Source organism: Pseudonocardia sp. CA-142604, assembly GCF_050948475.1.
In the GTDB taxonomy this organism is placed as follows: Bacteria; Actinomycetota; Actinomycetes; order Mycobacteriales; family Pseudonocardiaceae; genus Pseudonocardia; species Pseudonocardia alaniniphila.
In genome coordinates this window covers 4945044-4969558 of sequence record NZ_CP192045.1, presented here as the reverse complement: position 1 = coordinate 4969558, position 24515 = coordinate 4945044, and the positions used below count along the sequence as shown (strand labels likewise).

General features: G+C 70.2%; 20 protein-coding genes. 11 read left to right on the top strand and 9 right to left on the bottom strand.

The features are described 5' to 3' along the window. Positions 1-354: 354 nt before the first annotated feature. The 3 genes from ACQPZQ_RS22455 (at position 355) to ACQPZQ_RS22445 (ending at position 3703) form a co-directional block, all read left to right on the top strand. The gene (locus tag ACQPZQ_RS22455; RefSeq protein ID WP_433283684.1) at positions 355-1287 is read left to right on the top strand and encodes a carbohydrate ABC transporter permease; all 933 of its coding nucleotides are present in this window, start codon (positions 355-357) and stop codon (positions 1285-1287) included. Next, positions 1284-2168, top strand: coding sequence for a carbohydrate ABC transporter permease (locus ACQPZQ_RS22450; RefSeq protein WP_433283682.1), 885 nt, complete (start codon positions 1284-1286; stop codon positions 2166-2168). The genes ACQPZQ_RS22455 and ACQPZQ_RS22450 overlap by 4 nt, the downstream gene beginning before the upstream one ends. Before the next feature lie 173 nt (positions 2169-2341). Further along, complete coding sequence (locus tag ACQPZQ_RS22445) at positions 2342-3703, top strand: ABC transporter substrate-binding protein (RefSeq protein WP_433283680.1); 1362 nt, start codon at positions 2342-2344, stop codon at positions 3701-3703. Positions 3704-3757: 54 nt separating this feature from the next. Here the strand turns inward: ACQPZQ_RS22445 and ACQPZQ_RS22440 are convergent, their stop codons facing one another. The 6 genes from ACQPZQ_RS22440 to ACQPZQ_RS22415 all read right to left on the bottom strand — a co-directional run bounded on the left by ACQPZQ_RS22440 (position 3758) and on the right by ACQPZQ_RS22415 (position 8466). Further along, positions 3758-4357, bottom strand: a complete 600-nt coding sequence (locus ACQPZQ_RS22440) for an HdeD family acid-resistance protein (protein ID WP_433283678.1) — start codon at positions 4355-4357, stop codon at positions 3758-3760. Positions 4358-4509: 152 nt separating this feature from the next. After that, on the bottom strand, positions 4510-5751 hold the full coding sequence (locus ACQPZQ_RS22435) for an SLC13 family permease (RefSeq protein ID WP_433283676.1): 1242 nt from the start codon (positions 5749-5751) through the stop codon (positions 4510-4512). A gap of 99 nt (positions 5752-5850) precedes the next feature. Beyond that, positions 5851-6099: a hypothetical protein gene (locus ACQPZQ_RS22430; protein WP_433283675.1), complete on the bottom strand. Its 249-nt coding sequence runs from the start codon at positions 6097-6099 to the stop codon at positions 5851-5853. A 114-nt stretch (positions 6100-6213) separates the two neighbouring features. Next, the gene (gene fmdA, locus ACQPZQ_RS22425) at positions 6214-7467 is read right to left on the bottom strand and encodes a formamidase (RefSeq protein ID WP_433298947.1); all 1254 of its coding nucleotides are present in this window, start codon (positions 7465-7467) and stop codon (positions 6214-6216) included. A 27-nt stretch (positions 7468-7494) separates the two neighbouring features. Then, positions 7495-8136, bottom strand: coding sequence for an AmiS/UreI family transporter (locus ACQPZQ_RS22420; protein ID WP_241035456.1), 642 nt, complete (start codon positions 8134-8136; stop codon positions 7495-7497). A 51-nt stretch (positions 8137-8187) separates the two neighbouring features. Further along, positions 8188-8466 (bottom strand): hypothetical protein, encoded by a 279-nt coding sequence (locus ACQPZQ_RS22415; RefSeq protein ID WP_433298945.1) that lies wholly within the window; start codon positions 8464-8466, stop codon positions 8188-8190. Between the two features lie 195 nt (positions 8467-8661). Between ACQPZQ_RS22415 and ACQPZQ_RS22410 the strand changes: the two genes are divergently transcribed. Next, entirely contained in the window at positions 8662-8895 is a 234-nt protein-coding gene (locus ACQPZQ_RS22410) for a DUF3099 domain-containing protein (protein ID WP_241035454.1), read from the top strand. A gap of 68 nt (positions 8896-8963) precedes the next feature. Here the strand turns inward: ACQPZQ_RS22410 and ACQPZQ_RS22405 are convergent, their stop codons facing one another. The 3 genes from ACQPZQ_RS22405 to ACQPZQ_RS22395 all read right to left on the bottom strand — a co-directional run bounded on the left by ACQPZQ_RS22405 (position 8964) and on the right by ACQPZQ_RS22395 (position 15627). Continuing rightward, complete coding sequence (locus ACQPZQ_RS22405; RefSeq protein ID WP_433298943.1) at positions 8964-13100, bottom strand: Pls/PosA family non-ribosomal peptide synthetase; 4137 nt, start codon at positions 13098-13100, stop codon at positions 8964-8966. 507 nt (positions 13101-13607) lie between these two features. After that, positions 13608-13973, bottom strand: coding sequence for an STAS domain-containing protein (locus tag ACQPZQ_RS22400; protein ID WP_433298941.1), 366 nt, complete (start codon positions 13971-13973; stop codon positions 13608-13610). A gap of 409 nt (positions 13974-14382) precedes the next feature. Continuing rightward, complete coding sequence (locus ACQPZQ_RS22395) at positions 14383-15627, bottom strand: PucR family transcriptional regulator (protein ID WP_433298939.1); 1245 nt, start codon at positions 15625-15627, stop codon at positions 14383-14385. A 119-nt stretch (positions 15628-15746) separates the two neighbouring features. Here ACQPZQ_RS22395 and ACQPZQ_RS22390 point away from each other — a divergent pair, with 119 nt between their 5' ends. Genes ACQPZQ_RS22390 through hpnH form a run of 7 tightly spaced genes read left to right on the top strand, consistent with a single transcriptional unit; the run spans position 15747 to position 24431 of the window. Continuing rightward, a complete protein-coding gene (locus tag ACQPZQ_RS22390; protein WP_433298937.1) occupies positions 15747-16688 on the top strand; it encodes a squalene/phytoene synthase family protein in 942 nt (313 codons plus the stop codon). Next, positions 16685-17596 (top strand): presqualene diphosphate synthase HpnD, encoded by a 912-nt coding sequence (gene hpnD / locus ACQPZQ_RS22385; protein WP_433298935.1) that lies wholly within the window; start codon positions 16685-16687, stop codon positions 17594-17596. Before ACQPZQ_RS22390 ends, hpnD begins: the two co-directional genes overlap by 4 nt. Further along, positions 17593-18987, top strand: coding sequence for a hydroxysqualene dehydroxylase HpnE (gene hpnE, locus ACQPZQ_RS22380; protein ID WP_433298933.1), 1395 nt, complete (start codon positions 17593-17595; stop codon positions 18985-18987). The genes hpnD and hpnE overlap by 4 nt, the downstream gene beginning before the upstream one ends. After that, positions 18984-20009 carry a polyprenyl synthetase family protein gene (locus ACQPZQ_RS22375; RefSeq protein WP_433298931.1) on the top strand — a complete coding sequence of 342 codons (1026 nt, stop codon included), beginning with the start codon at positions 18984-18986 and terminating at the stop codon, positions 20007-20009. The genes hpnE and ACQPZQ_RS22375 overlap by 4 nt, the downstream gene beginning before the upstream one ends. Further along, complete coding sequence (gene shc / locus ACQPZQ_RS22370; protein ID WP_433298929.1) at positions 20009-21931, top strand: squalene--hopene cyclase; 1923 nt, start codon at positions 20009-20011, stop codon at positions 21929-21931. The genes ACQPZQ_RS22375 and shc overlap by 1 nt, the downstream gene beginning before the upstream one ends. Next, positions 21928-23424: a 4-hydroxy-3-methylbut-2-enyl diphosphate reductase gene (ispH, locus tag ACQPZQ_RS22365; RefSeq protein WP_433298927.1), complete on the top strand. Its 1497-nt coding sequence runs from the start codon at positions 21928-21930 to the stop codon at positions 23422-23424. The genes shc and ispH overlap by 4 nt, the downstream gene beginning before the upstream one ends. 2 nt (positions 23425-23426) lie before the next feature. Then, complete coding sequence (gene hpnH / locus ACQPZQ_RS22360; RefSeq protein ID WP_241035444.1) at positions 23427-24431, top strand: adenosyl-hopene transferase HpnH; 1005 nt, start codon at positions 23427-23429, stop codon at positions 24429-24431. The last annotated feature ends 84 nt before the right edge of the window (positions 24432-24515 follow it).

Sequence of the window (24515 nt, the reverse complement as noted above, 5' to 3'; positions counted from 1 at the left end):
ACCACTCGCGAGTCGCGCTTTCCCGCTTGCGAGTCCCCCGTATCCCCGTGCGATGCCGGGCATGGAGAAAACAGCGGGAGTTGCTCTCTTTTGCCTGGGAGTCGGCCGTTCGCGTCCGCCGAGGTGGTGAGGCAGACCGTTTCCTCACGATCGCCGGGCTCGGCCATGCCACCCAGGGGTCAGAAGAGCCGTCAACCTGCGCCGACCGGTGGTCTGCTGTTGGTGAAGCGGCCGACTGCGGATCACCATCCGCTCATGTCCGATTGCCAAGGTCTCCGCAGCCGCGGGCCTCCGCGGCACCGCTCTGAAGAGAGGCTGCGGAGTGCGCGAATGGCATCCATAACGTCCGTACCGGTGGCTGCACCGCGGGCGACCGTACCCCGGCCGGCACCGGCGCCGCGACGTCGTTTCGGAGCCCGCGAGCGGCACGACTTCCTCGTGTTCCTCGCCTTCGCCGCACCGAACATCCTTCTGATCGTCGCTTTCACCTACCGGCCCCTGCTCTCCAACATCTACTACTCCACGCTCAACTGGACGCTCGGCGCGGCGACGGCTGTGCCGGTCGGGTTCGACAACTACGCGCGGTTCTTCACCTCGCCCGACACCGGCGAGATCGCGCGGGTGACCGCGATCTTCACGGTGGCCACGGTCGGCGGATCGATGGTGCTGGGCCTGTTGATCGCTCTGGCCCTCAACCGCAAGGTCCGTGGCGTCGGCTTCGCCAGGGCCGCGGTGTTCTCGCCGTTCGTGCTCTCCGGCGTGGGCGTGGGGCTGATCTGGGTGTTCATGTTCGACCCGACGCTCGGCGTGTTCGCCGCGGTGCTGCGTGCCGTGGGCCTCGACAGCCCCCAGTGGTTCAACGACCCGTCGCTGAGCCTCGTGATGGTCATCATCGTCTATGTCTGGAAGAACATGGGCTACGCGGCGGTGATCTACCTGGCCGGGCTCCAGGCCATCCCGCGCGACCTGATGGAGGCCTCCTCCATCGACGGGGCGGGCCGGCTGCGGACGTTCTGGTCGATCACCCTGCCGCTGCTCTCCCCGACCACGTTCTTCCTGCTGGTCACGAGCGTGCTCAACTCGCTTCAGGCCTTCGACATCATCCGGATCATGACCCCGCTCGGCCGGGGCACGACCACCCTCATCTACGACGCCTACCTGCAGGCCTTCGGTGGGTACAACCGCGCGGGTTACTCCGCCACCGTGTCGACGGTGCTGTTCGCCCTGCTGGTGCTGTTCACCGCGATCCAGATGCTGGTCCTCGAGCGGCGGGTGCACTACCGATGACCGTCACAACGGCGCAACCGGCCGTCGCCCGCACACATCCGCTCGCACCGCGCAACCTCGTGGCCGCCGCCGCAGGCTCCTACCTGCCGCTCGTGCTGGCCGTCGTGGTCGTCGCGCTGCCGCTCGTGTGGATGGTGCTCTCGTCGTTCAAGACGCCGACCGAGCTGCTCACGCGTGACCTCTCCACGATCCTGCCCAGCAGCCTCGCGCCCACCAACTACGCCGAGGCCGCCCGCGAGGTCCCCTTCGCGCGCCTGTTCCTGAACTCGGCGATCGTCACCGTGGTCGGTGCCGGGATCAAGGTGCTGCTGGCCGTCTTCACGGCCTACGCACTGGTGTTCGTCCGGTTTCCGGCCAAGAAGCTGATCTTCGGCCTGATCCTCGTGACGCTCATGGTGCCGCCGCAGGTGTCGCTCCTGCCGAACTACATCCTCATCAGCGGCATGGGCGGCACGGACACCTACTGGGGGATCATCCTGCCGGGCCTGGGCACCGGTTTCGGCACCTTCCTGCTCCGCCAGCACTTCATGACGCTGCCGGCGTCCATCCTGGAGGCGGCGGAGATCGACGGAGCCGGGCACTGGCGCAGGCTCACCCGGATCGTCATGCCGATCTCCGCGCCCAGCATCGTGACCGTCGCGCTGGTGAGCATCGTCTTCGAGTGGAACGACTACCTGTGGCCGCTGGTCATCGTCTCCGATCCCTCGATGATGACCCTGCCTGTCGGCCTCACCCTGCTGTCCAACAGCGAGTCCAGCGTGGCGAAGTACGGGGTCCTCATGGCGGGCTCCGTCGCCGTCATCGTGCCGGTCCTCATCGTGTTCGCCTCGCTCCAGCGCTACGTCATCGAGGGCCTCACGCAGGGCGCCGTGAAGGACTGAGCGGAGCTTGCGAAGCGAAACACCGGCACTGAGCGGAGCTTGCGAAGCGAAACACCGGCACTGAGCGGAGCTTGCGAAGCGAAACACCTGCACTGAGCTCGCACTGACGCAGCCGCTACCCCGCAGCGGCGAGCCCCTCCGACCCCTCCCCCCATCCATCAGAAGGACCTTTCATGTCAGCTCGCCACGCCCACTCCCCGGTTCTCGACCGGCGCGGCTTCCTGCGGCTCGCCTCGGCGGTCGGCGCCACGGCGGCCCTCGCCGCGTGCGGCGGCCCCGCCACGACGTCCGGCTCGGCCCCGGCGACGGCCCCGGCGGACATCGACTACACCGGTGTGAAGCCCGCCTCCCAGATCACCTGGTGGTCGAACAACCCCGGCAGCTCGCAGGCGGTGTCTCAGCAGATCATCGACGCCTTCCACGCGTCGCAGTCCGACATCAAGGTCAACCTCGTGACCGCGGGCAAGGACTACGAGGAGATCGCGCAGAAGTTCCAGACCGCTCAGACCGGCGGCAGCCTGCCCGACCTCGTCGTGCTCTCGGACGTGTGGTGGTTCCGCTACTACATGCTGGGCTCGATCATCCCGCTCGACTCGCTGATCAAGACCGTCGGCATCGAGACCGGCGACTACCGCGACCAGCTGCTGGCCGACTACCAGTACAACGGTGGCCAGTGGGCGATCCCGTGGGCACGCTCGACCCCACTCTTCTACTACAACAAGGCGCACTGGGCCGCCGCCGGGCTCCCCGACCGCGCCCCGACCACGTGGGCCGAGTTCGCCGAATGGGCACCGCGGCTGCAGTCCGCCGGCACCGGCGTCCAGCACGCCTTCCAGCACCCGGCTCTCGCCGGCTACGCGGGCTGGTCCTTCCAGAACAACCTCTGGGGCTGGGGCGGCGCCTGGAGCAACGACTGGGACATCACCTGCGACTCGCAGCAGTCCGTCGCCGCCCTGCAGTTCCTCCAGGACTCTGTCTACAAGAACGGCTGGGCCGGTGTGGCCAGCACGGACTCGGCCAACGACCTCTCGGCCGGCGCCGTCAGCGCCACGGTGAGCTCGACGGGCAGCCTCGTCGGCATCCTCACGGCCTCGAAGTTCGAGGTGGGAGCGGGTCCGCTGCCCGGCGGGCCGGTCGCCAGCACGCCGGTGTGCCCCACGGGCGGCGCAGGCGTCGGCATCCCGAAGGCGATCCCGAAGGAGAACCAGCTCGCCGCGGCGACGTTCGTGAAGTTCCTGACCTCGCCGGAGAACACCGTGAGCTTCGCCGGCGCCACCGGCTACATGCCGGTGCGCAAGTCGGCGGACGTGTCGAGCCTCGTGGCGAAGACCCCGCAGAGCAAGGTGGCGATCGACCAGCTGGCCGTCACCCGCGTGCAGGACCGGGCCCGGGTGTTCTTCCCCGGCGCCGACCAGGAGATGGGCAAGTCCTGCGCCAACATCCTCACGCAGCAGGCCGACGTCCAGACGGAGATGAACGCACTCAAGAAGACCCTGTCCGGGATCTACGACCAGGACGTCAAGCCGAACCTGTAGACGCGCGCAACGGCCCGCCGCCGGTCGCCACGGGCGGCGGGCCACTGCCCGAGCTCATTCCGTCGGTGTCGGCTGCTGCGAGCCCGCTCGGTCACCGGCTGCGGGCAACTTCCGCAGCCGCAGGGCCCACACCACGAAGATCACGCCGAAGACGAGGGCGAACACGCCGACCAGCCACAGGAGCGTGATCAGCCCCGCGCCGGGCCACACCAGCAGGACGATGCCGAAGAGCACGCTCACGATCCCGCCGGCGAGCGTCCACCCCCACGACGACAATCCGCGCTTGCGCATCGTGAACGACTCGACGATCTGCCCGACGCCACTGATAATGCTCCAGAAAGCGATCACGAAAAGGATCGCCAGCACCGTGACGCCCGGCCAGACGAAAGCGATGATACCGGCGATCACCGATATGACACCCTGGAAGACCTGCCAGCCCCAGTGCGATTCGTCCTTGCGGTGTCGAAGACCGGCAACGAGCGCGGTGATGCCGTCGATGATCGCATACGCGCCGAAGACGAACACCAGCACGAGCAGCGCCGTTCCTGGCGAGAAGAGCGCGAACAGACCGAAGAGGATGGCCAGGATCCCGCGGATCAGCACGAGCCACCACACGCCACGCAAAGCCGCCGCCTGGGGTTCGTAGGTGGTCATTGTCGGCTCCTATCAGCCGGTCAACCGCATTGTGGAAATTGTCACGGTACCTGCGACAGGGCCGCCGTCGAGCCCCTGAACGGGGCAGATCGGCGGTTTCCCGGCGGATCCACCCATTTACGGTGTGCAACCAGAAGCGCGCGGCCCACGCGCTACAGCAGCAGCAATGCCGACGCCCACAGCGCGACCGTTGCCGCCGCCAGCACCGGGGGCACGGTGAGCGCGCCGAGCGCATGGAACTGCCCGGCCCGCGGCCGATCGGCATACGGCAGCAACCGGCGCCACAGCAGGGTCGCGAGCGATCCGGCGTAGGTCAGATTCGGTCCGATGTTCACCCCGAGGAGGACTGCCAGCACCGCGATGGGATGGCCCGCCACGACGGGCAGCATCAGCAGCGTGGCCGGGAGGTTGTTCACGACGTTCGCCAGCAGTGCGGCGACGAACGCGAGCACCAGCAGCACCACCAGGCCCTCACCGTCGGGCAAGGCGTTCTCCAGCGCAGAGCCGAGCCCGTGGCGCGTCACGGCGTCGACGACCACACCCAGGGCGATGACGAAGACGCAGAAGCCCGGGTTGGCCGACAGCACGAGCGCGCGCGGCGTGAGCTCACGGCGTACGAGGCGCGGGACGGCCAGCAGGAGCACCCCGCCGGCCGCGGCGACCGCCGGCGAGACGCCGAGTGCGGATGCGACGCCGATACCGACCACGGTGAGCACGAGAACGGTGAGGGCGTAGCGGGGGGCCGGATCGTGCGGCACGGCGGCCACGGCTTCGTCGCGGTCCGGTTCCCGCAGGTCACGGCGGAAGAACGCGCGCAGGGCCGCCCACTCGAGCAGGCAGGTGACGAGCCACGGCAGCGTCATGAGGGCGGCGAACCGGCCGAAGGACAGCCCGGACGCGGCGAACGCCAGGAGGTTCGTCAGGTTCGACACCGGTAGCAGCAACGACCCGGCGTTCGCCAGATGCAGGCAGGCGTAGAGGTGCGGACGTCGCGGGGCGCCGACCCGCTGGGCCGTGCGCCAGACGACCGGGGTCAGCAGTACCACCGTGGCGTCCAGCGTCAGCACGGCGGTGGTGACCGCGGCGAGCCCGACGGTCAGGAGGAGGAGCCGGGCCGGGCGCCCGGCCGATGCCCGTCCGGCGAGTGCGCCGAGATGGTCGAACACCCCCGCCGAGGCGCAGAGGTGGCCGAAGGCCAGGATCGCGGCCAGGAACAGCACGGTCGGGAGCAGCTGCCGAGCGGTGGCCAGCGCGGCCTCCACCGGCACCAGGCCGATCCCCATGACGAGCGCTGCAGCCGGGACACCGACCGCGGCCTCGTTCCACCCGAACGGCCGCCGGATCGCCGCCAGGAGCACCAACGCCAGGATGATGCCGGCGACCAGTTCTTCCACGTTCTCCCAGCATCGTCTCGCCCCGCCGATCCGACGGGCTGCGCGCCGCGGCCGGTGTCGAACGTCATCCGACAGGCTAGAGCGCCACCCGACCCGGACCTACGGGGCCTTCGGCTCCTCCCCGTGCTCCGCCTCCTCGGCGAGAGCCTCGTCGATGAGTGCCTCGAGCTGGGCGAAGCTGTGGCGTGGCCCGTCGGTACGCAGCACCACTACGCCGTCGTCGTCGACGCCCGCTTCGGCGAGCGCCTCCGTGATGTCGTGCGCGGCGTGCAAGGCGCCCTTCCCGAAGCGTTCACGCGCCAGGTGCTTCGGGTGGACCGGGGGCAGGTCCGGCGTGTCGTCGGTCATCGAGGGCCTCCAGGGACGAACCCGTACGTCAAGGCTACGTGGGACGACGGGTCCGTGCCGCGGAATGGCCCGCGCACCGAGACGGCGCGCGGGCCACCCACTGATCGGCGGTATTCAGGAGGTCACTGCGCACTGACCCCTGTCCTGCCTCACCGGTCCCTGCGCCGACGGCTTGATGTCGAAGTCGAAGATCGCGGTCGGCAGGTACAGCGAACAACACGCGTTCGGGATGTCGACGATGCCGCTGACGCGGCCCTCGATCGGCGCCGAACCCAGCAGCAGGTACGCCTGCTCGCCCGAGTACCCGAACTTCTTCAGGTACTCGACGGCGTTGAGGCATGCCCGCCGGTAGGCGACGGTCGCGTCGAGGTAGTAGTTCTCGTCGCTCTCGCGGTCGACCGACACCCCGATGAAGGTCATGAACTCCGAGTACCGGGGCTCGACGTTGCCCGGCATGAACACCGGGTTCGTCGTGACCCCGTAGGTCTCCATCCCACCCTTGATCAGGTCGACGTGGAAGTCGATGAAACCACCCATCTCGATCGCGCCGCAGAAGGTGATCTCGCCGTCGCCCTGACTGAAGTGCAGGTCTCCGCCGGAGAGCAGCGCGCCGGGCACGTGCACCGGGTAGAAGACCCGAGAACCCCGGGTGAAGTTCTTGATGTCGTGGTTGCCACCGTTCTCCCGGGCGGGCACCGTCCGGGCCCCGTCCCGGGCGATCCCTCCGGCCACATCGCCGGTCGCCGTTCCGCCCAGTGTGTTCTCCTCCAGCGGTGGGAGGGCCAGCGGCGGTACGCGGTCCGGATTCGTCCCGATCAAGGCCCGCTCACGCCGGTTCCAGCGATCCAGCAGCTCGGCGGACGGCGCCGTGCCGAACAGCCCGGGATGCGTGATCCCCGTGTACCGGATGCCCGGGAGGTGCCGGGACGTCGCCACCTGGCCGGAGAAGTCCCAGATCGCCTTGTAGGCGTCGGGGAAGTAGTCGGTCAGGAACCCACCGCCGTTCGCCTTGGCGAAGATGCCGGTGTAGCCCCAGCCCTGGCCAGGGGCGTCACCGAACTCCTGGGGAGCCTGCACCGCTCCCAGGTCGAGGATGTCGACGACGAGCAGGTCACCCGGCTCGGCACCCTCGACGGCGATCGGACCGCTCAGCATGTGCGCGTGGGTCAGGTCGACGTCGCGCACGTCGTTCGCTGAGTCGTTGTTGCCGATCTGGGCGTCGGTCCACTCCCTGCACTCGACCCGGAACTGCTGTCCCGGCCGGACCGTGACCGCCGCAGGCACATCCGGATGCCACCGGTTGTGCCCCGGGACTGCCTGGTCGCGCATCGACTTGGACTGGTCGACCGTGAAAACCACTTCGGGCATGGTGGATCTCCTTCCGGATCTGGTCGGTCACCCCGTCGCCGCTGGAACGGACGGTGCAGGGGTCGGTGCAGGCGCACGGCGGGCGCGACGGCGGTCGAGCAGGTACAGCCCGCCGAACACGACGGCGCCGCCGATGGCGAGCCCGATCGCGATCGCGGTCGGGTTGCGCCACAGGCCGGTGAGCAGCAGCATCGCCGGGATCGCTGCCGTCACCCAGGACTGGATGATCGTCACCCAGCCGGTGTAGTTGGTGAGCGAGTCGCGCTTCAGGCCGAGTACCACGAAGAACAGCGCCCACAGGAATGCCCAGTAGAGCCAGATGACGCCGAACGCGGGATCACCCAGTAGCTGGAAGTTCGCGACCGAGTAGCCCAGCGCCGTGATGGCGACGAACAACGAGAACCACCCGACTCCGGTCGTATCGAGCCCCGCCAGAAGCCCGATGCCGACGTAGAGGTACGTGAAGCCGAAGAGGTACAGGCCCGACGCTGCGAGGATCACCGCCGGGTCGCCGCCCGACGTGAAGATCAGGTACGTCGGTGTGACGACCTGCAGCGCACCCACGAAGAGGTTCATCGGCGCGGCCGCTCTGGGGTCTACGGCCCCGACGAGCAGCAGCCCGTTGATGAACAGCACCGCTCCGACGTACAGCAGACCGACAATGGCCATCTCTGTCCTCCTCGCTGCGCCATGACCCGGCGACGTGGCGCCGGTCGCTCATCAGGCCGGCGGCAGCGCGGTGGAGCGGAGCGCGGAGCTGGGGCGGCGACGGATGCCCGGTGCGATTGCAGCGGGCACCTCGGGGACGTCCCAGACTGCGTCCTCGCGCAGCCGGTGCCTGTCGAGTCCCTGGTTCGTGCGGATGCGCGCGGGCTGCCGACGCGCCCCCCGCCCGCCACGGGCGGCGCGATATCGCGCCGTCCGGGCCGGAGGTGCGGCGACCCGCGGGTCGCACTCCGGGCAGCGGAACTGGTACGTCGCCATCACATCTCGCAGCATGTCCGGGGCCTCCGAACCGGGTCAGCGTAAGCCCGGCTGCAGCGGACCGGATAGGGCCGAACGGCCGTGGCCGATTTCGCGTTTGCGCTGATCACAGGCCATATGATCGGCATCTCGGCAGCGCGGGACGGCACGTCGGCGCCCCCGCGTTCTACTGTCGGAGAGTCCCCTCGACAGGCTTCCCGGGAGGTCTTCATGTCCACCAGACCACCGGTCATCACCGACGCCGCACCGTCCCTCGACGAGGAGCAGGCGCACCGCCGCCGCACCTACGTCATCCTGATGGTCGTCCACCTCATCGGGTTCGCGGCGTCCTACCCGCTCTACCTCTGGACGCCGGTCGCCGGCGTCGTGGCCGTCGTGCTCACCGGCGTGCTGCCCTGGATCGCGGTCCTGCTGGCGAACGCCGCGACCCGCCCCCGGCACTGACCCACACGACCGAACGTACGAACGGCACCCTCCGCGGAGAGTGCCGTTCGTACGTCGGGGCCCGGGGGTCATGCGGCGAGGGCCTGCTCGAGGGCATCGGCCGGGACGGCAGGAGGCGCAACCGTGAGAGCCGGGACGACGGGCCGCAGCTCCGTGGCCGGGTTGCCGCCCCAGCGGGTGAACGGCGCCGTCTCCTCGCCCTTCATCAGGAAGGAGTCGGCCGCGAGAACCGTTCCTTCGCCCATCGTGACCCCGTAGTGCACGAACGCGGAGACACCGATGGCGGCGCCCGAACCGATCACCGTTCGGTCGGACTTGAACGTCCCGTCTTCGAGCGAGTGGCACTGGATCACGCTGCTGCTGTTCAGCACGACGTCGTCGCCGATCGTCACCAGCGTCTTGTCGGGGATCGAGCCGCCGTCGTCGAAGAGCCGCTTGCCGACCTGCACACCCAGCAGCCGCCAGAGCACGGTGCGGAACGGGGTGCCCGCCATCCCGAACATCATGTTGTGCTTCCACAGCCGCTCGTGGCGCCAGAAGTACGGGTCGTAGATCGAGACGAACTTCGGGCTGAGCTTCCGGAACCCCATCACGGCGCGCTCGGCGAACACTCCGAGAAGGGTGCCGAAGACCAGGTCGGCGAGAATGCCGACGACGGTGGCGACGGCGCCGAAACGCGCGTAGAACTCCGAGCTGACCGCCAGGAAGATCACCAGCGCCACCAGCTGCACCCAACGGACCAGCAGGAACGTGGCCATGCTTGCGAGGTTGTACCGGAGCTTGGCGCGCAGCCGTCGCCGCAGCACCTCCGGAGATTTCAGCTCGTCGAACTGGCTGTCACGGGCGACGCTGCGGGGGATCTCGAAGGCAGGTGAGCCGAGCAGGCCGACATCCTCCCGAACCGGGCCGTCGATCGGCACCAGGACCTTCGTGGCCAGCAGGACGTTCGCGCCGAGCTTGGCGTCGGCCGGGTAGACGATGCCGTTGCCCAGGAAGTTGCGCTCGCCGATCGCGATCCGCGACACGCGGAACGAGCTGCTCGAGTAGTCGGTGTTGAGGACGGACAGGCCGTCGGAGACCATCGTGCCGGTCCCGATCCTCGTCAGGAGCGGCGAGTCCTGCTGCAGCTCGGTGCCGAAGTTCGACCCCGTCTGCTCCGTCTTCGACAGGTCGTAGCCGAGGCCGCGCGCGTACCCGACGACCGCCGACGAGTCGCCGAACAGCGTCATGAAGAACGGCGAGTTGCTCAGGAGCGTGATCAGCGACGCGACGACGTGGTGGAACCCGTAGAGCCGGTAGGTCCTGCCCGGCCGGAGCATCGGGGTGAGCAGGCGCGGCACCACGAACATCACTGCGAGCCACACGATCAGGCCGCCGAAGAACACCACCGCCGAGAGCGCCACCAGCGACAGGTAGTACGAGGGAGCGGCGAGCGCGGCGACCGGGGGCTCGAAGAAGTTCTCCACCTGCGGAACGGCGGTGAGCAGCGTGATCACCACGCCCGACAGCGCCGACAGCAGCACCAGCGAGCCCAGTATCTCGGCCGTGCCGAAGACGAACCGGCGCAGTGTGCCGCGCGGCGCCGGCGCGACCACCCGGTAGTTCGTGGTGGCCGGTTCGGCCGGAACGCCGTGCCAGGCTTCACCGGCCGGGACGACCTGCCCCTCGTGCATCGACGATGCGTTGCCCAGCTGCGCGCCGTCACCCATGGTCGTGCCGATGTCGAGAACGCTCGTCTCGCCGACGAAGACGTCGCGGCCCAGGGTGATCCGTCCGGTGCGCAGCACTCCCCCGACCGCGTGGTAGCCGCTGAAGAGGACGTTGCGGCGGATGATCGAGTCGGCTCCGATGCTGATCAGGTCGGTGGCGACGGGGACGCTGCGCGACAGGATCGTGGCGCCGCGCCCGATCTTCGCACCGAGGGCCCGCAGGTAGAGGTTGTAGACCGGCGACCCGGCGAACAGCGCCATCGGGTTGACCTGGATCAACGTCTTGACCAGCCAGAACCGGAAGTAGCCCGGGCTCCAGAGCCGGATCTCCCGCTCCGTGAAGCGTCCGACGAGAACCCATTTCGCAACGATCGGCAGCAGGGCTGTGGCCAGGAAGACCACCGCGGCGGCAGCAGCGGATCGGGTGAACACCTGCAACAGGTCGGTGCCGTCGGACGCCCAGGTGAACACGCGGTCCACGACGACGGAGCCGACGAACGTGACGACCAGGAAGGTGAGCAGCTGCAGGGCACCCGTCACCAGGTAGCCGACGTTGCTGGTGCGCACCACGGTGCCGGTCTCGGCGGAACGGTCGGCCGCCGGGATCGGGCCGCCCACGGCAGCGGCGAGCTCACGGACCGTCGAGTGCTGGTAGATCTCACGCATCGACAGCGAGGGCAGAGCGGTTTCCTTGCGCACCCTGGCCGAGAACTGGGCCATGAGCAGCGAGTTGGTGCCCAGGTCGTCGAAGAAGTCGTCCTCGACCGAGACCTGGTCCACGCCCAGCGTCCGCGCCAGGGCACCGGCCAGGATCTGCTCCGTCTCGCTCGCCGGGGCCACGTGCTCGGCGCCTCCGGAGGCGGCGCGCCGCTCGGTGGGCGCGGGCAGGGCCCGGCGGTCCACTTTGTCCTGCGGGGTCATCGGGATGGCGGCGAGCTGCTCCAGGTACGCCGGGACCATGTAGGTGGGTAGCCGCTCCTCGAGGTGCGCCGTGATCTCCTCCGGGTCCAGCACCGTCGTGTCGGACCGCAGGCTGTAGTAGGCCACCAGTTCGGTGGCGCCCGGCGTCGGCTCGAAGGTGTCGACAACGGCCGCGGCCACGCCCGGCACCTGCAGCAGCACCGACTCGATCTCGGTCAGCTCGATGCGGTAGCCGCGGATCTTGACCTGGAGGTCGATCCGGCCCATGTACTCGATCTCACCGGCCGCGTTGACCCGGCCCAGGTCGCCGGTGCGGTAGATCCGTCCGGACGGGTTTCCCGGGATGCCGAGGAAGTCGGGGATGAAGGCCTTCTGCGTCAGGTCGTCGCGGTTGAGGTAGCCGGCCGCCAGGCCGATCCCCGCGATCCCGATCTCCCCGACCGAGCCGTGCGGCAGGGCGTGGTGCGGGTCGTCGCGGTCCAGGATGACGGTGCTGTAGGTCGGCAGCGGCTGCCCGATCGTGACCGGCCGGTTCGGGTCCAGTGTGGTCCAGGTGGCGGTGACCGTGGCCTCGGTGGGCCCGTAGACGTTGAGGAACCGGCGGCCGGGCTTGTGCCAGCGGGCGATCAGGTCCTGCGGGCAGGCCTCGCCGGAGACCAGCAGGAACCGCAGCTCCGGCAGATCCTCCTCGAGAGTGGCCAGCAGCGTCGGCACGCAGCACAGGGCGGTGACGTGCCGCTCGGTCAGGAAGTCGTGCAGGTCCCAGCCGAGCAGGGTCGACCCGGCAGGCTTCGGGACGAGGGTCGCGCCGGCCATCCACGGCACCCAGATCTCCTCGACCGAGAAGTCGAACGCGATCGTCATCCCCTGGTAGACGCGGTCCTGGGCCGAGATCCCGTAGACCTCGGCGGCCACCCGCACGAAGTTGCAGATGCTGGCGTGCTCGATCGCCACGCCCTTGGGTCGTCCGGTCGTGCCGGAGGTGTAGATCAGGTAGGCCAGGTCCTCCACCGGCTCACCACGCTCTGCGTCCGACAGCCGCGCCGGGCTCTGCTGCGCGATGGCGTTCTCGGCCTGATCCACGTACACCAGACCGGGCGCGAAATCGTCCAGGCCATCGACACGGTCCCGCACGTGCGCCAGCGACAGCACCATTCGCGCACCCGCGTCGGAGATGATGTAGGCGATCCGGTCGGACGGAAACCCGACGTCCAGTGGCACGTAAGCAGCGTTGATCTTCAGTACGGCGAGCATCCCGATGTAGGAATGCACCGCCTGGTCGAACAACAGCGCGATGCGGTCACCCGGCCCGGCACCCTGTGCGATCAAGAAACGGGCCAGCCGGTTGGCGCGCTCGTCGAGCTCGGCGAAGGTCAGCGTGATCTCACCGGCGTCAACGGCCAGCTGATCCACAATCCCGGAGGAACGCATCCGATCGACCTGATCCTCGAAGACATGATTGAGACGCTCACCGCTGTGGGTCCGCGGACCCTGCGCGTGACCGGCCGCCACCAGGACCAGACCCGGCGGCCGCGGGGCGGGCAGAGGGCCGGGTTCCTGCAGCAGCGTGCTCACGGTGTCTCCTCGAACGAAACGACTTCTGACCTGTCGGGGCAGTAAAAGGGCGCACTGATCTGCGGCACGTCGCCGAAACGACGCGCCGTATGAGAATTAGCCGAGAGAGCAGACCGGGGGGATATGCCGCGACGCTGCGCCGACCGCCGGTGTGACCGTCTCTCTATGGTTACTACGTGTCAACGGCGAGGAAGGTTCGCTGATTCCTCAAACTCTGAAGTGCTCGGCGCCACGCCCGGCGGGGTTCCGGGCCGATCGCACAGCGCTGCGCCTCGGAGACCTTAACCCGCGCAGCACCGGAATCCCGGACATGCGAAATTGCCGACAGTTATCGGCACGCGAAACGACATGATTACGGCGATGCCGACGCCGAAAAGTGCGCGGCGTCAGCCGTCGCTCGCTCCCGGTGAGCACGATGACCGGGTCCCGCCGGCGTGATCACGCCGCAGGGGCACCCGCCTCGGCGACCCGCCCCGGTCGCTCCCGGCGGTCCGGCTTCCCCGTTCCTCAGCCCGCTGCCGCGTGGTCCCGCCGCGGATCAGCGACCAACCGGTTGAACGTCCGCTGGACACGACGGCTCGCGCCGGCCAGATCCAGCGGCGGGAGAGCGTTCTGCGCACGCCGCCGTGCACTGGCGGCAAGCGGCTCGAGGCCGTCGGGGTCGGCGAAGGTGACAGCCGACAGGTCCACGTGCGACGTCAACGGGAAGATCTCCAGCAACCGGAGCGCCTCGTCGAGTAGATCCGCGCTCGCCCTGTCGAGCTCCCCCCCGACCAGCAGGTGCACGCCGTCCCGTCGGTCGACCATGCGCCACCAGCAGGGCAGCACTCCGGGGTCGCTCGCGAGGTAGTCAGACGAAGAACGTTCGAGCACTGCTCGTCCTTTCACGGTGGTCGGGTCAGCGGAGCGCCACGACGGGCCGGGACGGCCACCCCCACGGCCGTGCCCCGCTGCTGCTGGTCAGATCGATCGCCGGTGGCGAGCCGCCGCTCGCGCAGCCGGCACGATCCCCACGAACCGGATATCCTTCTGCAATTCCCCGGACCTTCCTGCAATAGATGTTGATTCAACGGTACGACCGTGCCGGCCCCAAGTGTCGACAGAATGGCGGGGGTGTAGCGCCGGTTACATGTGATGACCACAACGCAACGTCGGCAATTCGTCCGGCCGTGCAGGTAACTCCACCGATCAACCCGGCAGCAGGTTCAGAACAGAGCCGGAATCGGACCAAAAGATGCAATCCGGCCGGAAGCGGACGAGCCCGGCGACCGGCATGCACGCGTCAGCGTCGCGGTGCCGTGATATCCGTGCGGGGCGGCTGCCCGACCGTGCCGGGCGGCATCGCTCCCGCCGCCGGCCGCACGGGCTGCGGCGGTCCCCACGCGAGGGCGAGCACCAGCTGCGCCCGAGTACTGGGCGAATCGAGGTCCTCCCCGAACAGCTCGTGCAGCTTCGCGAGCCGGTAGCGCACCGTCTGCGGGTGCACATGCAGCTCCGCGGCGATCGCCCGCCGGTCCCCCATGTGCCGCAGCCAGGCGAGCAGGGTCTCGGACAGCCGCTCCCGCGACGCCGGCGAGGAGGTGGCGAGCGGACCGAGCACGCGGGCCCGCAGCGCGTCGAGCAGCCCCGCGTCGCGGTGCACGATGATCGCGTCCAGGTGGTCGGCGGTGAACACGGGATCGTCGACGAGCACACCACTGCGCTGGAGGCGCGCCGCGGTCTCGGCGATGTGCAGGCTGGCCGGGAGCCGGTCGGCGGGCACCGCCACGCCGACGACCGCGCGCGTGCCGCGCAGCACGGTGGCGAGCCTGCGCAAGTTCCGCCGCGACGGGTTCGGCACGATCGCGCCCAGCAGCGGCGGGCGGCTGAACACGATGTTCGACGGGTCGAGGCGCGCGAGCGCCTGGTGCGAGGCGGGGCTGTCGGGCTCCACCAGCACCACTGCCATCTCGTCCGGCAACGGCCACTCGGCACGCTCCGCCGCGGCCTGCACCGCCGCCTGGTCGGCCCGGTCGGAGAGCAGCAGCCCCACGAGCTCCTCACGGAGACGCTCGCGGGTGACCGCAGCCTCCGACTGCTCCAGGACGTAGCCGCGGGCCGAGGACGAGGAGAGCTTGTCGACGAAGAGGAAGACCGCCTCGGCCAGTGCCGCCACGGTGCGCGGCTCGACACGCTGCTCGACGGCAACGGCCGACACATGGCGCCAGAAGACGCGCGCGCCCATCTGGTAGGCGGACAACAGCGTGGTCAGGTCGCTCCCCTGCCGCCACTGGATGCGGCCGATCTCCTCGAAGAGCTCACCCTCGACGCCGCCGTCGGCACCGCTGGTCGTCACGAGCGTGACGAGCCGGTTCAGGGCCGCGTCGGCGGCCACCCCCACCTCCGCACTGTTGGCGGCCAGGAACCGGGCGTAGTCGGGCCAGTCCTCCTCCAGCGCCAGACGCACCTCGTCCAGCAGCACGGGAAGGCGGTCGATCAGGGCCGGCACCAAGCCGGCCAGCGACGGATCTCGATCGTCCACACACATCTTGTACGCCTGTCAGGGCACGAGCAGGGGCCATGTTGTACGAGTTTGACAAAATTGACCCCAAATAATTAACCACAGATGCGCAGAGACAGTGGACGGTTCCCGGGCAACATCGCCTCATGGCCGAACCGTCGTCGACACAGGACGCGACCGCCGGGCCGCTGCCTGGCGCCGAGACGCGGCTACGCACAGCGGAACAGGCCGAGAACTTCCCGGTAGCGCTGCGGATACTCCCCGCCCGGCTGCGCACCCGGCTGCGTGCGGTCTACGACGTGGTCCGCACCATCGACGACCTCGGTGACGAGTCCACAGGGGATCGACTGTCCGAATTGCACGCATTCTCCGACGATCTCGCCGCGGTCTGGAAACGCGATGGGCCCGGCCCCCGCGCGCCGGTGCTGCAGCGGCTGGTTCCCGTGGCCCGCGACGGGGGCCTGCCGCGTGAGCCGTTCGACCGGCTCATCGCGGCGAACCTGCAGGACCAGGAGGTCATGCGCTACGCCACCTGGGACGACCTGATCGGCTACTGCCGGCTGTCCGCCGACCCCATCGGACGGCTCGTGCTCGCGATCTTCGAGGTCGACGCCCCGCCCGGTAGCGCCGTCGAACGCGGGAGCGACCAGGTCTGCACGGCCCTGCAGCTGCTCGAGCACTGGCAGGACGTGGCCGAAGACCGTGACCGCGGCCGCGTCTACCTGCCCATCGAGGATCTCGAGCGCTTCGGTATCACCATTTCGAGTGATGTCGTCTCCTCATCTGTCGACGACGCTCGGCTGAACGTGGGAGATCTCGGGGCGGCCCGCACGCCGCCCGCGTTGCGCAGACTGATCGCCCACGAGACCGCTCGGGCGGTGGCGCTCCTCGACCAGGGCGCCGCGGCGATGAGCGGCACATTGCACGGCTGGGCCCGTCTCGCCGTCGCCGGCTACGTGGCCGGTGGCCGGGCTGCGGCCGACGCGTTGCGTCGCGCCGAGTGGGACGTGCTGGCCGGCTCGCCGGCCGCCAGGCGACGTGACGTCGTCAGGCACCTCGTCCCCGACCTGATCCGGAGCACGCTGTGACCCCGCCACGGACCCCGCTCGATGCCGCCTACGAGGCGTGCGACGCCATCACCCGGCGGGAGGCCCGCAACTTCTACTACGGCATCCGCCTGCTGCCACCGGCGAAACGCTCGGCGCTCTGTGCCGTGTACGCCCTGGCCCGGCGCATCGACGACATCGGCGACGGCGACCTGCCCACCGCGGAGAAGGTGGCCGCACTCGCCGACCTGCGGCAGTCGCTGCGGCAGCCCCCCGACGCAGCCGACCCCGTGCTGGTCGCGGTGACCGACGCCGTGACGCGCTACCCGATCCCGCTGGGCGCATTCGACGAGCTCGTCGACGGGGTCGAGGCGGACGTCGCCATGGACGCCCGGTCCGACACCGCCACCTGCTTCTACGAGTCGTTCGACGACATGGTCAGGTACTGCCGTTGTGTCGCGGGCTCGGTGGGGCGGCTCTGCCTGGGCATCTTCGGCTCGCGCCCGGACCCCGAGGCCTCGCGCTACGCCGATGTGCTGGGCATCGCACTGCAGCAGACCAACATCCTGCGCGACATCCGCGAGGACCTGCAGAACGGGCGCATCTACCTACCCCGGGCGGAGCTCGAGCGGTTCGGCGTCGAACTGGTGCTCGACGAGCACGAGGTGCTGGTCGACAAGACCGGCGGCCTCGCCGAGCTGATCACGTTCAGCGCAGCGCGGGCACGCGAGTGGTACGCCGAGGGCCTCAAGCTCGTGCCGTTGCTCGACCGGCGCAGCGCCGCCTGCGTCACCGCGATGTCCGGCATCTACCGCAAGCTGCTCGACGACATCGCCGCCGACCCGCCGTCGGTCTACCACCAGCGACGGTCGCTGTCGGGCTGGCAGAAGGCAGCGGTGGCGGCACGCGCGCTCTCCGGCCGATCACCCGTGGGAGCCCAGACCTCATGAGCGCCGGTACGGGCGCCAGGGTCGGGGTGATCGGCGGCGGGCTCGCCGGGATCACCGCCGCCCTCCGGTGCGCCGACGCCGGGTTCGCGGTGACGCTGCTGGAGGCGCGGCCGCGGCTCGGGGGCCTCGCGTCCTCCTTCCGGCGCGGCGAGCTCGACGTCGACAACGGACAGCACGTGTTCCTGCGCTGCTGCACGGCCTACAGGACACTGCTCGACCGGCTAGGCGTGACCGACCTGGTGACACTCCAGGATCGGCTGGACATCCCGGTACGCATGCCCGGGCAGCGGCCCGGCCGGTTGCGCCGGTCCCGGCTGCCCGCGCCCCTGCACCTTGCGGGGGCGCTGTTGTGTCACCGTCCGTTGTCGGTGCCGGACCGGCTGCGACTGGTCGGGGCGGCGCTCGCGCTGCGGAAGGTGGATCCGGCCGACCCCGCGACCGACGCCGTCAGCTTCGGCACGTGGCTCGCCGAGCACGGCCAGAGCCGCCGGGCCGTCGACGCACTCTGGGACCTCGTGGGGGTGGCCACGCTCAACGCCACGGCGGACTCCGCGTCGCTCGCACCGGCCGCCACCGTCTTCCGGCTCGGGCTGCTCACGGACGCGGCGGCGGGCGACATCGGCTGGGCCAGGGTGCCGCTCGGACGGCTGCACGACGACGTGGCCGCGCGGCGCCTGCGCGAGGCCGGAGTGCAGGTGCACACCTCGACGAAGGTCCGCTCCCTGGAGCGCACGGGAGACGGATGGCAGCTCAGCTCGGAGCGTGAAGGCGAGAGGGTGGAGGAGACCGTGGTCGACCAGATGATCTGCGCCGTACCGCCCACGGTGGCGGAGCGGCTGCTGCCTGCGGCGGCGCTCGACCTGCCGCAGGGTTGGTCCACGACGTTGGGCAGCGCTCCGATCGTGAACGTGCACGTCGTCTACGACCGCACGGTGCTCGACGTGCCGTTCGTGGCAGGCGTGGACACCCCGGTGCAGTGGGTCTTCGACCGCACGGAGCAGTCCGGCCTGCATCGCATACACCCGGCTCCCGCGCAGTACCTGGCCGTCTCCCTGTCGGCCGCCGACGACCTGATCCGTACGCCGGCGGCACGGTTGCGCGAGGAGATGGTGCCGGCGCTGGCGGCGCTGCTACCCGCGGCGCGTGAGGCGCGGGTGCTGGACTTCTTCGTCACACGGGAGCCGCACGCGACGTTCCGGGCGTCCCCAGGCAGCGGCGCGCTCCGACCACCGTCCACGACACGCGCCCCCGGGCTCTTCCTGGCCGGGTCGTGGACCGACACGGGGTGGCCCGCCACGATGGAGGGCGCGGTCCGCAGCGGGAACGCCGCCGCCGACGCTCTGCTCTCCGCTGCTGGTGCACCGGTGCGCACGGCGGAGGTCGCGACATGACCGCCTCCACCACCTCGACCACGGCCGTGGATGCGCTGCGGCGCTGCCGCGATCTCGTCACCCCCGCGCTGCAGAGCGCCGTCGAGCGGCTGGATCCGGCGAGCCGCGAGCAGGCGTCCTACCACCTGGGCTGGACCGAGCTCGACGGTTCCCCTGCCAACGGCGGCGGGAAGGCCGTGCGGCCCGCGCTCGCCCTGCTCTCCACGCAAGCCGCCGGCGCCCCGGCCACCGTCGGGCTGCCCGGTGCGGTGGCCGTCGAGCTCGTGCACAACTTCTCGCTCCTGCACGACGACCTGATGGACGGCGACACCGAGCGCAGGCATCGCCGCACGGTGTGGGCGGAGTGGGGCGCCCCGTCGGCGATCCTGACGGGCGACGCGCTGCTCGCCCTGGCCGTCGAGATCCTGCTGGAGTCCGAGTCGCCGCACGCCGCGACCGCGGCCTCGTTGGTCGTCCGCACCACCCGCGAGCTCATCCGCGGCCAGGCGGAGGACGTCGCGTTCGAGCGGCGCAGCGACGTCAGCGTGGACGAGTGCCTGGCGATGGCCGCTGGGAAGACCGGATCGCTCCTGGCCGCGAGCGCCGAGGTCGGGGCACTGCTGGCCGGTGCCTGCCCCACGGTCACCGCGGCGCTGCGCACCTTCGGCGCGGAGGTGGGCGCCGCATTCCAGCTCGTCGACGACCTGCTCGGGATCTGGGGGGACCCGACGGTCACCGGCAAGCCGGTGTTGTCAGACCTGCGCTCGCGCAAGAAGTCGCTTCCGGTGACGTACGCGGTGCACCACGGCGGCGCGGCCGGGGTGGAGCTCGCGTGCTGGCTCGCCGGGAGCGGCGACGACGAGAAGGACCTGCGACGGGCGGCTGCGCTCGTCGAGACCGGCGGGGGCCGCGACTGGGCCGCCGCCGAGGCGCGCAGGCGTATGTCGCTGGCGGAGAAGGCCCTCGCCGGCGTCGACATCCCCCCTGTCGCACGTGCCGAGCTCGTCGCCCTCGGCCGCCACCTCACCGACCGGGAGTTCTGATGACCCTCACGGCGCCCGAGACCACCTCCCGCAGCCTGCACTCGGCCCTCGACGCCGCAGTCGGCTTCCTGCGCACCCAGCAGGATCAGCAGGGCTGGTGGAAGGGCGAGCTCGAGACCAACGTAACGATGGATGCCGAGGACCTGTTGCTGCGGGAGTTCCTCGGCATCCGCGAGGACCAGGAGACCGAGGAGGCCGCCCGCTGGATCCGCTCCCAGCAGCGTGCGGACGGCACGTGGGCGAACTTCCGTGGTGGTCCCGGCGACCTCTCGACCACCATCGAGGCCTGGGTGGCGCTGCGGCTGGCCGGTGACTCACCGGACGCGGAGCACATGCAGCGCGCGCAGAAGTTCGTGCTCGCCTGGGGCGGGGTGGAGAGCAGCCGGGTGTTCACCCGGATCTGGCTCGCGCTGTTCGGGCTGTGGTCGTGGGACGACCTGCCGGACATGCCGCCGGAGATGATCTTCCTGCCGCGCTGGTTCCCGCTCAACGTCTACGACTGGGCCTGCTGGGCACGCCAGACCGTGGTCCCGCTGACCGTCGTCGCCACCCTGCGGCCGGCGCGGCCCTTGCCGTTCGGCATCGACGAGCTGCGCTGCCCCCACGAACGGCTCACCCCGGGGCAGCGGCAGGCTGCCCGGCCGCGACGAGCACCGTTGTGGTCCTGGCCGGGCGCGTTCCAGCGGCTCGACAAGGTGCTGCACCGCTACTCGCGCAGCCCCGTGCGGCCGCTGCGCAGGCTCGCGATGCGCCGGGCCGCCGAGTGGGTCCTCGCCCGCCAGGAGGCCGACGGCTCCTGGGGCGGTATCCAGCCGCCCTGGGTGTACTCGCTGCTCTGCCTGCACCTGCTCGGCTATCCGATGGACCATCCCGCGATGAAGGCCGGCATCACCGGGCTCGACAGGTTCCTGGTCCGCGAGCAGACACCTGACGGGTGGGTCCGCAGGCTCGAGGCGTGCCAGTCACCCGTGTGGGACACCTGCCTGGCCGTCACGGCGCTGCTGGACGCCGGCGTCGCCCCCGACGACCAGGCCGTGGTGCGCGCCGCGGACTGGATGCTCGCCGAGGAGATCCGCGTCACCGGGGACTGGTCGGTACGCAGGCCGCAGCTGGCCCCGGGCGGGTGGGCGTTCGAGTTCGACAACGACGGCTACCCGGACGTCGACGACACGGCCGAGGTCGTGCTGGCGCTGCGCCGCGTCGCCCACCCCGAGCCCGAACGGCTGCGGGCCGCCGTGGACCGTGGGGTCGACTGGGCGGTCGGCATGCAGTCGCGCGACGGCGGCTGGGGCGCGTTCGACGCCGACAACACCCGCGAGATCATCACGAAGCTGCCCTTCTGCGACTTCGGCGCCGTGATCGACCCGCCGTCCGCCGACGTCACCGCGCACATGGTGGAGATGCTCGCGGCCGAGGGCCTCTCCGGCTCCGAGGCATGCCGGCGCGGCATCTCGTGGCTGTTCGCCTCCCAGGAGGACGACGGCTCGTGGTTCGGCCGGTGGGGCGCCAACCACGTGTACGGGACGGGCGGGGTCGTGCCGGCCCTCATCGCCGCCGGGGTGCCCGAGTCGTCACCGGCCATCCGCGCCGCGGTGCGCTGGCTCGAGCTGCGCCAGAACCCCGACGGCGGCTGGGGCGAGGACCTGCGCTCCTACACCGACCCGGAGTGGATCGGGCGTGGCACCTCCACGGCGTCCCAGACGGCGTGGGCGCTGCTTGCGCTGCTGGCGGCCGGTGAGCGGTCGACTGCCGTCGAGCGCGGCGTGCAGTGGCTCGTCGACACGCAGCTCGAGGACGGCTCGTGGGACGAGCCCGAGTTCACCGGCACCGGGTTCCCGGGTGCCTTCTACATCAACTACCACCTCTACCGGATGGTGTTCCCTGTCTCCGCGCTCGGCCGTTACCTGGACGCGGAACGATGAGGAGCCCCGTCGTCTGCACCCCTCTCCGGGCGGAGCGCATCGCCGTCGGCAGGCGACCCGGCGCCGCCCAGGTCGTCCGCACGGGTCTGGGCCCTCGCCGCTCGCGTGCCGCCGCGCACCGGATCGCCGCGGGCGGTGCCCGGCCGGTCCTCGTCGCGGGGGTGGCAGGAGCGCTCGACGCCCGGCTGCGACCCGGCGACCTGGTGGTCGCGGACGAGGTGCGAGGCGACGGGATCGAACCGGTCGCGGTGCCGAGCGCGGCACCGCTGGCCGCCGCACTGCGCCGGGTGGGCCTGCGCGTCCACGTCGGACCGGTCTTCTCCAGTCCGTCCGTCGTCGACGGTGACCGCCGCACCCAGCTGTCCCGGACCGGAGCGCTGGTCGTCGACATGGAGTCGGCCTGGCTCGCCGACGCGGCGGCGGGTGGCCCCTTCGCCGTGGTCCGCGCCGTCGTCGACACGCCGGACGCGCCGCTGTACCGGCCCTCCACGCTCGTGCACGGCCTGGGCGCGCTCCGGTCCCTGCGCCGCGCGGCGCCGGCTCTGGACGACTGGCTGGCCGCCACCGCACCGCGCACGGTCGAGCTCGCCGAGCCGCGGTCGTTCTGCGCGGGGGTCGAGCGCGCCATCGACGTCGTCGACCGGGCACTCGACCGCTTCGGGGCTCCGGTCTACGTGCGGCGCCAGATCGTGCACAACGCCCACGTGGTGCGCGGGCTGGAGCGGCGTGGGGCGGTGTTCGTCCAGGAGGTCGAGGAGATCCCCCGCGGCGCGGTCGCCGTGCTCGCCGCGCATGGGGTCGCCCCCGCCGTCCGCGCGCAGGCCCGGGGCCGTGACCTCTCGGTGATCGACGCGACCTGCCCGCTCGTCGCGAAGGTGCACTCCGAGGTGCGCCGCTACTCCGAGCGCGGCGACACGGTGTTCCTCATCGGCCACGCCGACCACGAGGAGGTCGAGGGCACCGTCGGGGAGGCTCCGGAGCAGGTGATGGTCGTCGAGGACGTCGCCGCCGCACGATCGGTGCAACCCCGTGACGCACAACACGTGGCCTACGCGATGCAGACCACACTCGCCGCCGACGAGGCCGAGGAGATCGCGGTCGTGCTGCGCGAGCGCTTCCCCGGGCTCGCCGGGCCGCGACGCGACGACATCTGCTACGCCACCACCAACCGCCAGCGCGCGGTGCGCGCGGTGGCGCGGAAGGCCGACCTGGTGCTCGTCGTCGGCTCGCCGAACTCCTCGAACTCGCTCCGCCTCGTCGAGGTGGCCGGGCGCGAGGGCACACCTGCCCACCTCGTCGACGACGTCGGCGAGCTCGATCTGCGCTGGCTCGCCGGGGTTCGCCGGGTCGGCGTCACCGCCGGCGCGTCCGCGCCCGACCACCTCGTCGACGAGGTGGTCTCCTGCCTCTCCGGTCTTGGGCCGGTGACCGTCACCACGGTCACCACCGGGACCGAGGACGTCTCATTCACCCTGCCCAAGGAGGTGAGCTGATCATGCCCATGCCCATGCGCCAGTCCATTCGACTCGCCGCGTACCTGATGAAGCAGAAGATCAAGCGCGTCGAGAAGTTCCCGCTGCTCGTCGAGCTGGAGCCGCTGTTCGCCTGCAACCTCAAGTGCGCAGGCTGCGGCAAGATCGAACAGCCCGCGGCGCTGCTCAAGCAGCGGATGTCGGTCGAACAGGCCGTGGGCGCGATCGAGGAGAGCGGCGCTCCGATGGTCTCCATCGCCGGCGGCGAGCCGCTGATGCACAAGGAGATCGACGAGATCGTCCGCCAGCTCCTCGCCCGCGGGAAGATCGTCTTCCTCTGCACCAACGCCGTACTGCTGCCCAAGCACCTGCATCGGTTCACGCCCCACAAGAACTTCGCGTGGATGGTGCACATCGACGGCCTGCGCGAGCGTCACGACGCCTCGGTGTGCAAGGACGGGGTCTTCGACCAGGCCGTCGCGGCCATCAAGATGGCGAAGGAGAAGGGGTTCCGCGTCAACACGAACACCACCTTCTTCACCACCGACACGCCGCACGACGTGATCGATGTTCTCGACTACCTCAACGACGAGCTCGGCATCGACAACATGCAGATCTCGCCTGCCTACGCCTACGAGAAGGCCCCCGACCAGGAGCACTGGCTCGGTGTCGAGCAGACCCGCGAGCTGTTCCGCAAGGCCTTCGACGGCGGCCGGCGCAAGAAGTGGCGGCTCAATCACTCTCCGCTGTTCCTCGACTTCCTCGAAGGAAAGATCGACCTCGCCTGCACGGCGTGGGCGATCCCGTCCTACTCGCTCCTGGGCTGGCAGCGGCCCTGCTACCTGCTCGACGACGGGTACGTGCAGACCTACAAGGAGCTGATCGAGGACACCGACTGGTCCGCCTTCGGTCGCGGCAACGACCCGCGGTGCGCGAACTGCATGGCTCACTGCGGTTACGAGCCGTCTGCCGTCTTCGCAACTCTCGGCTCGTTGCGGGAATCCCTGCGGGCCGCAGCGGGTAGTTGAGGAGAAGGGCATAGTGGGAAGCACGGTGGAAGGCGACGAAGGACCGGTCAGAACCGGACGATGAGCCCGTTATCGCCCCGTTAC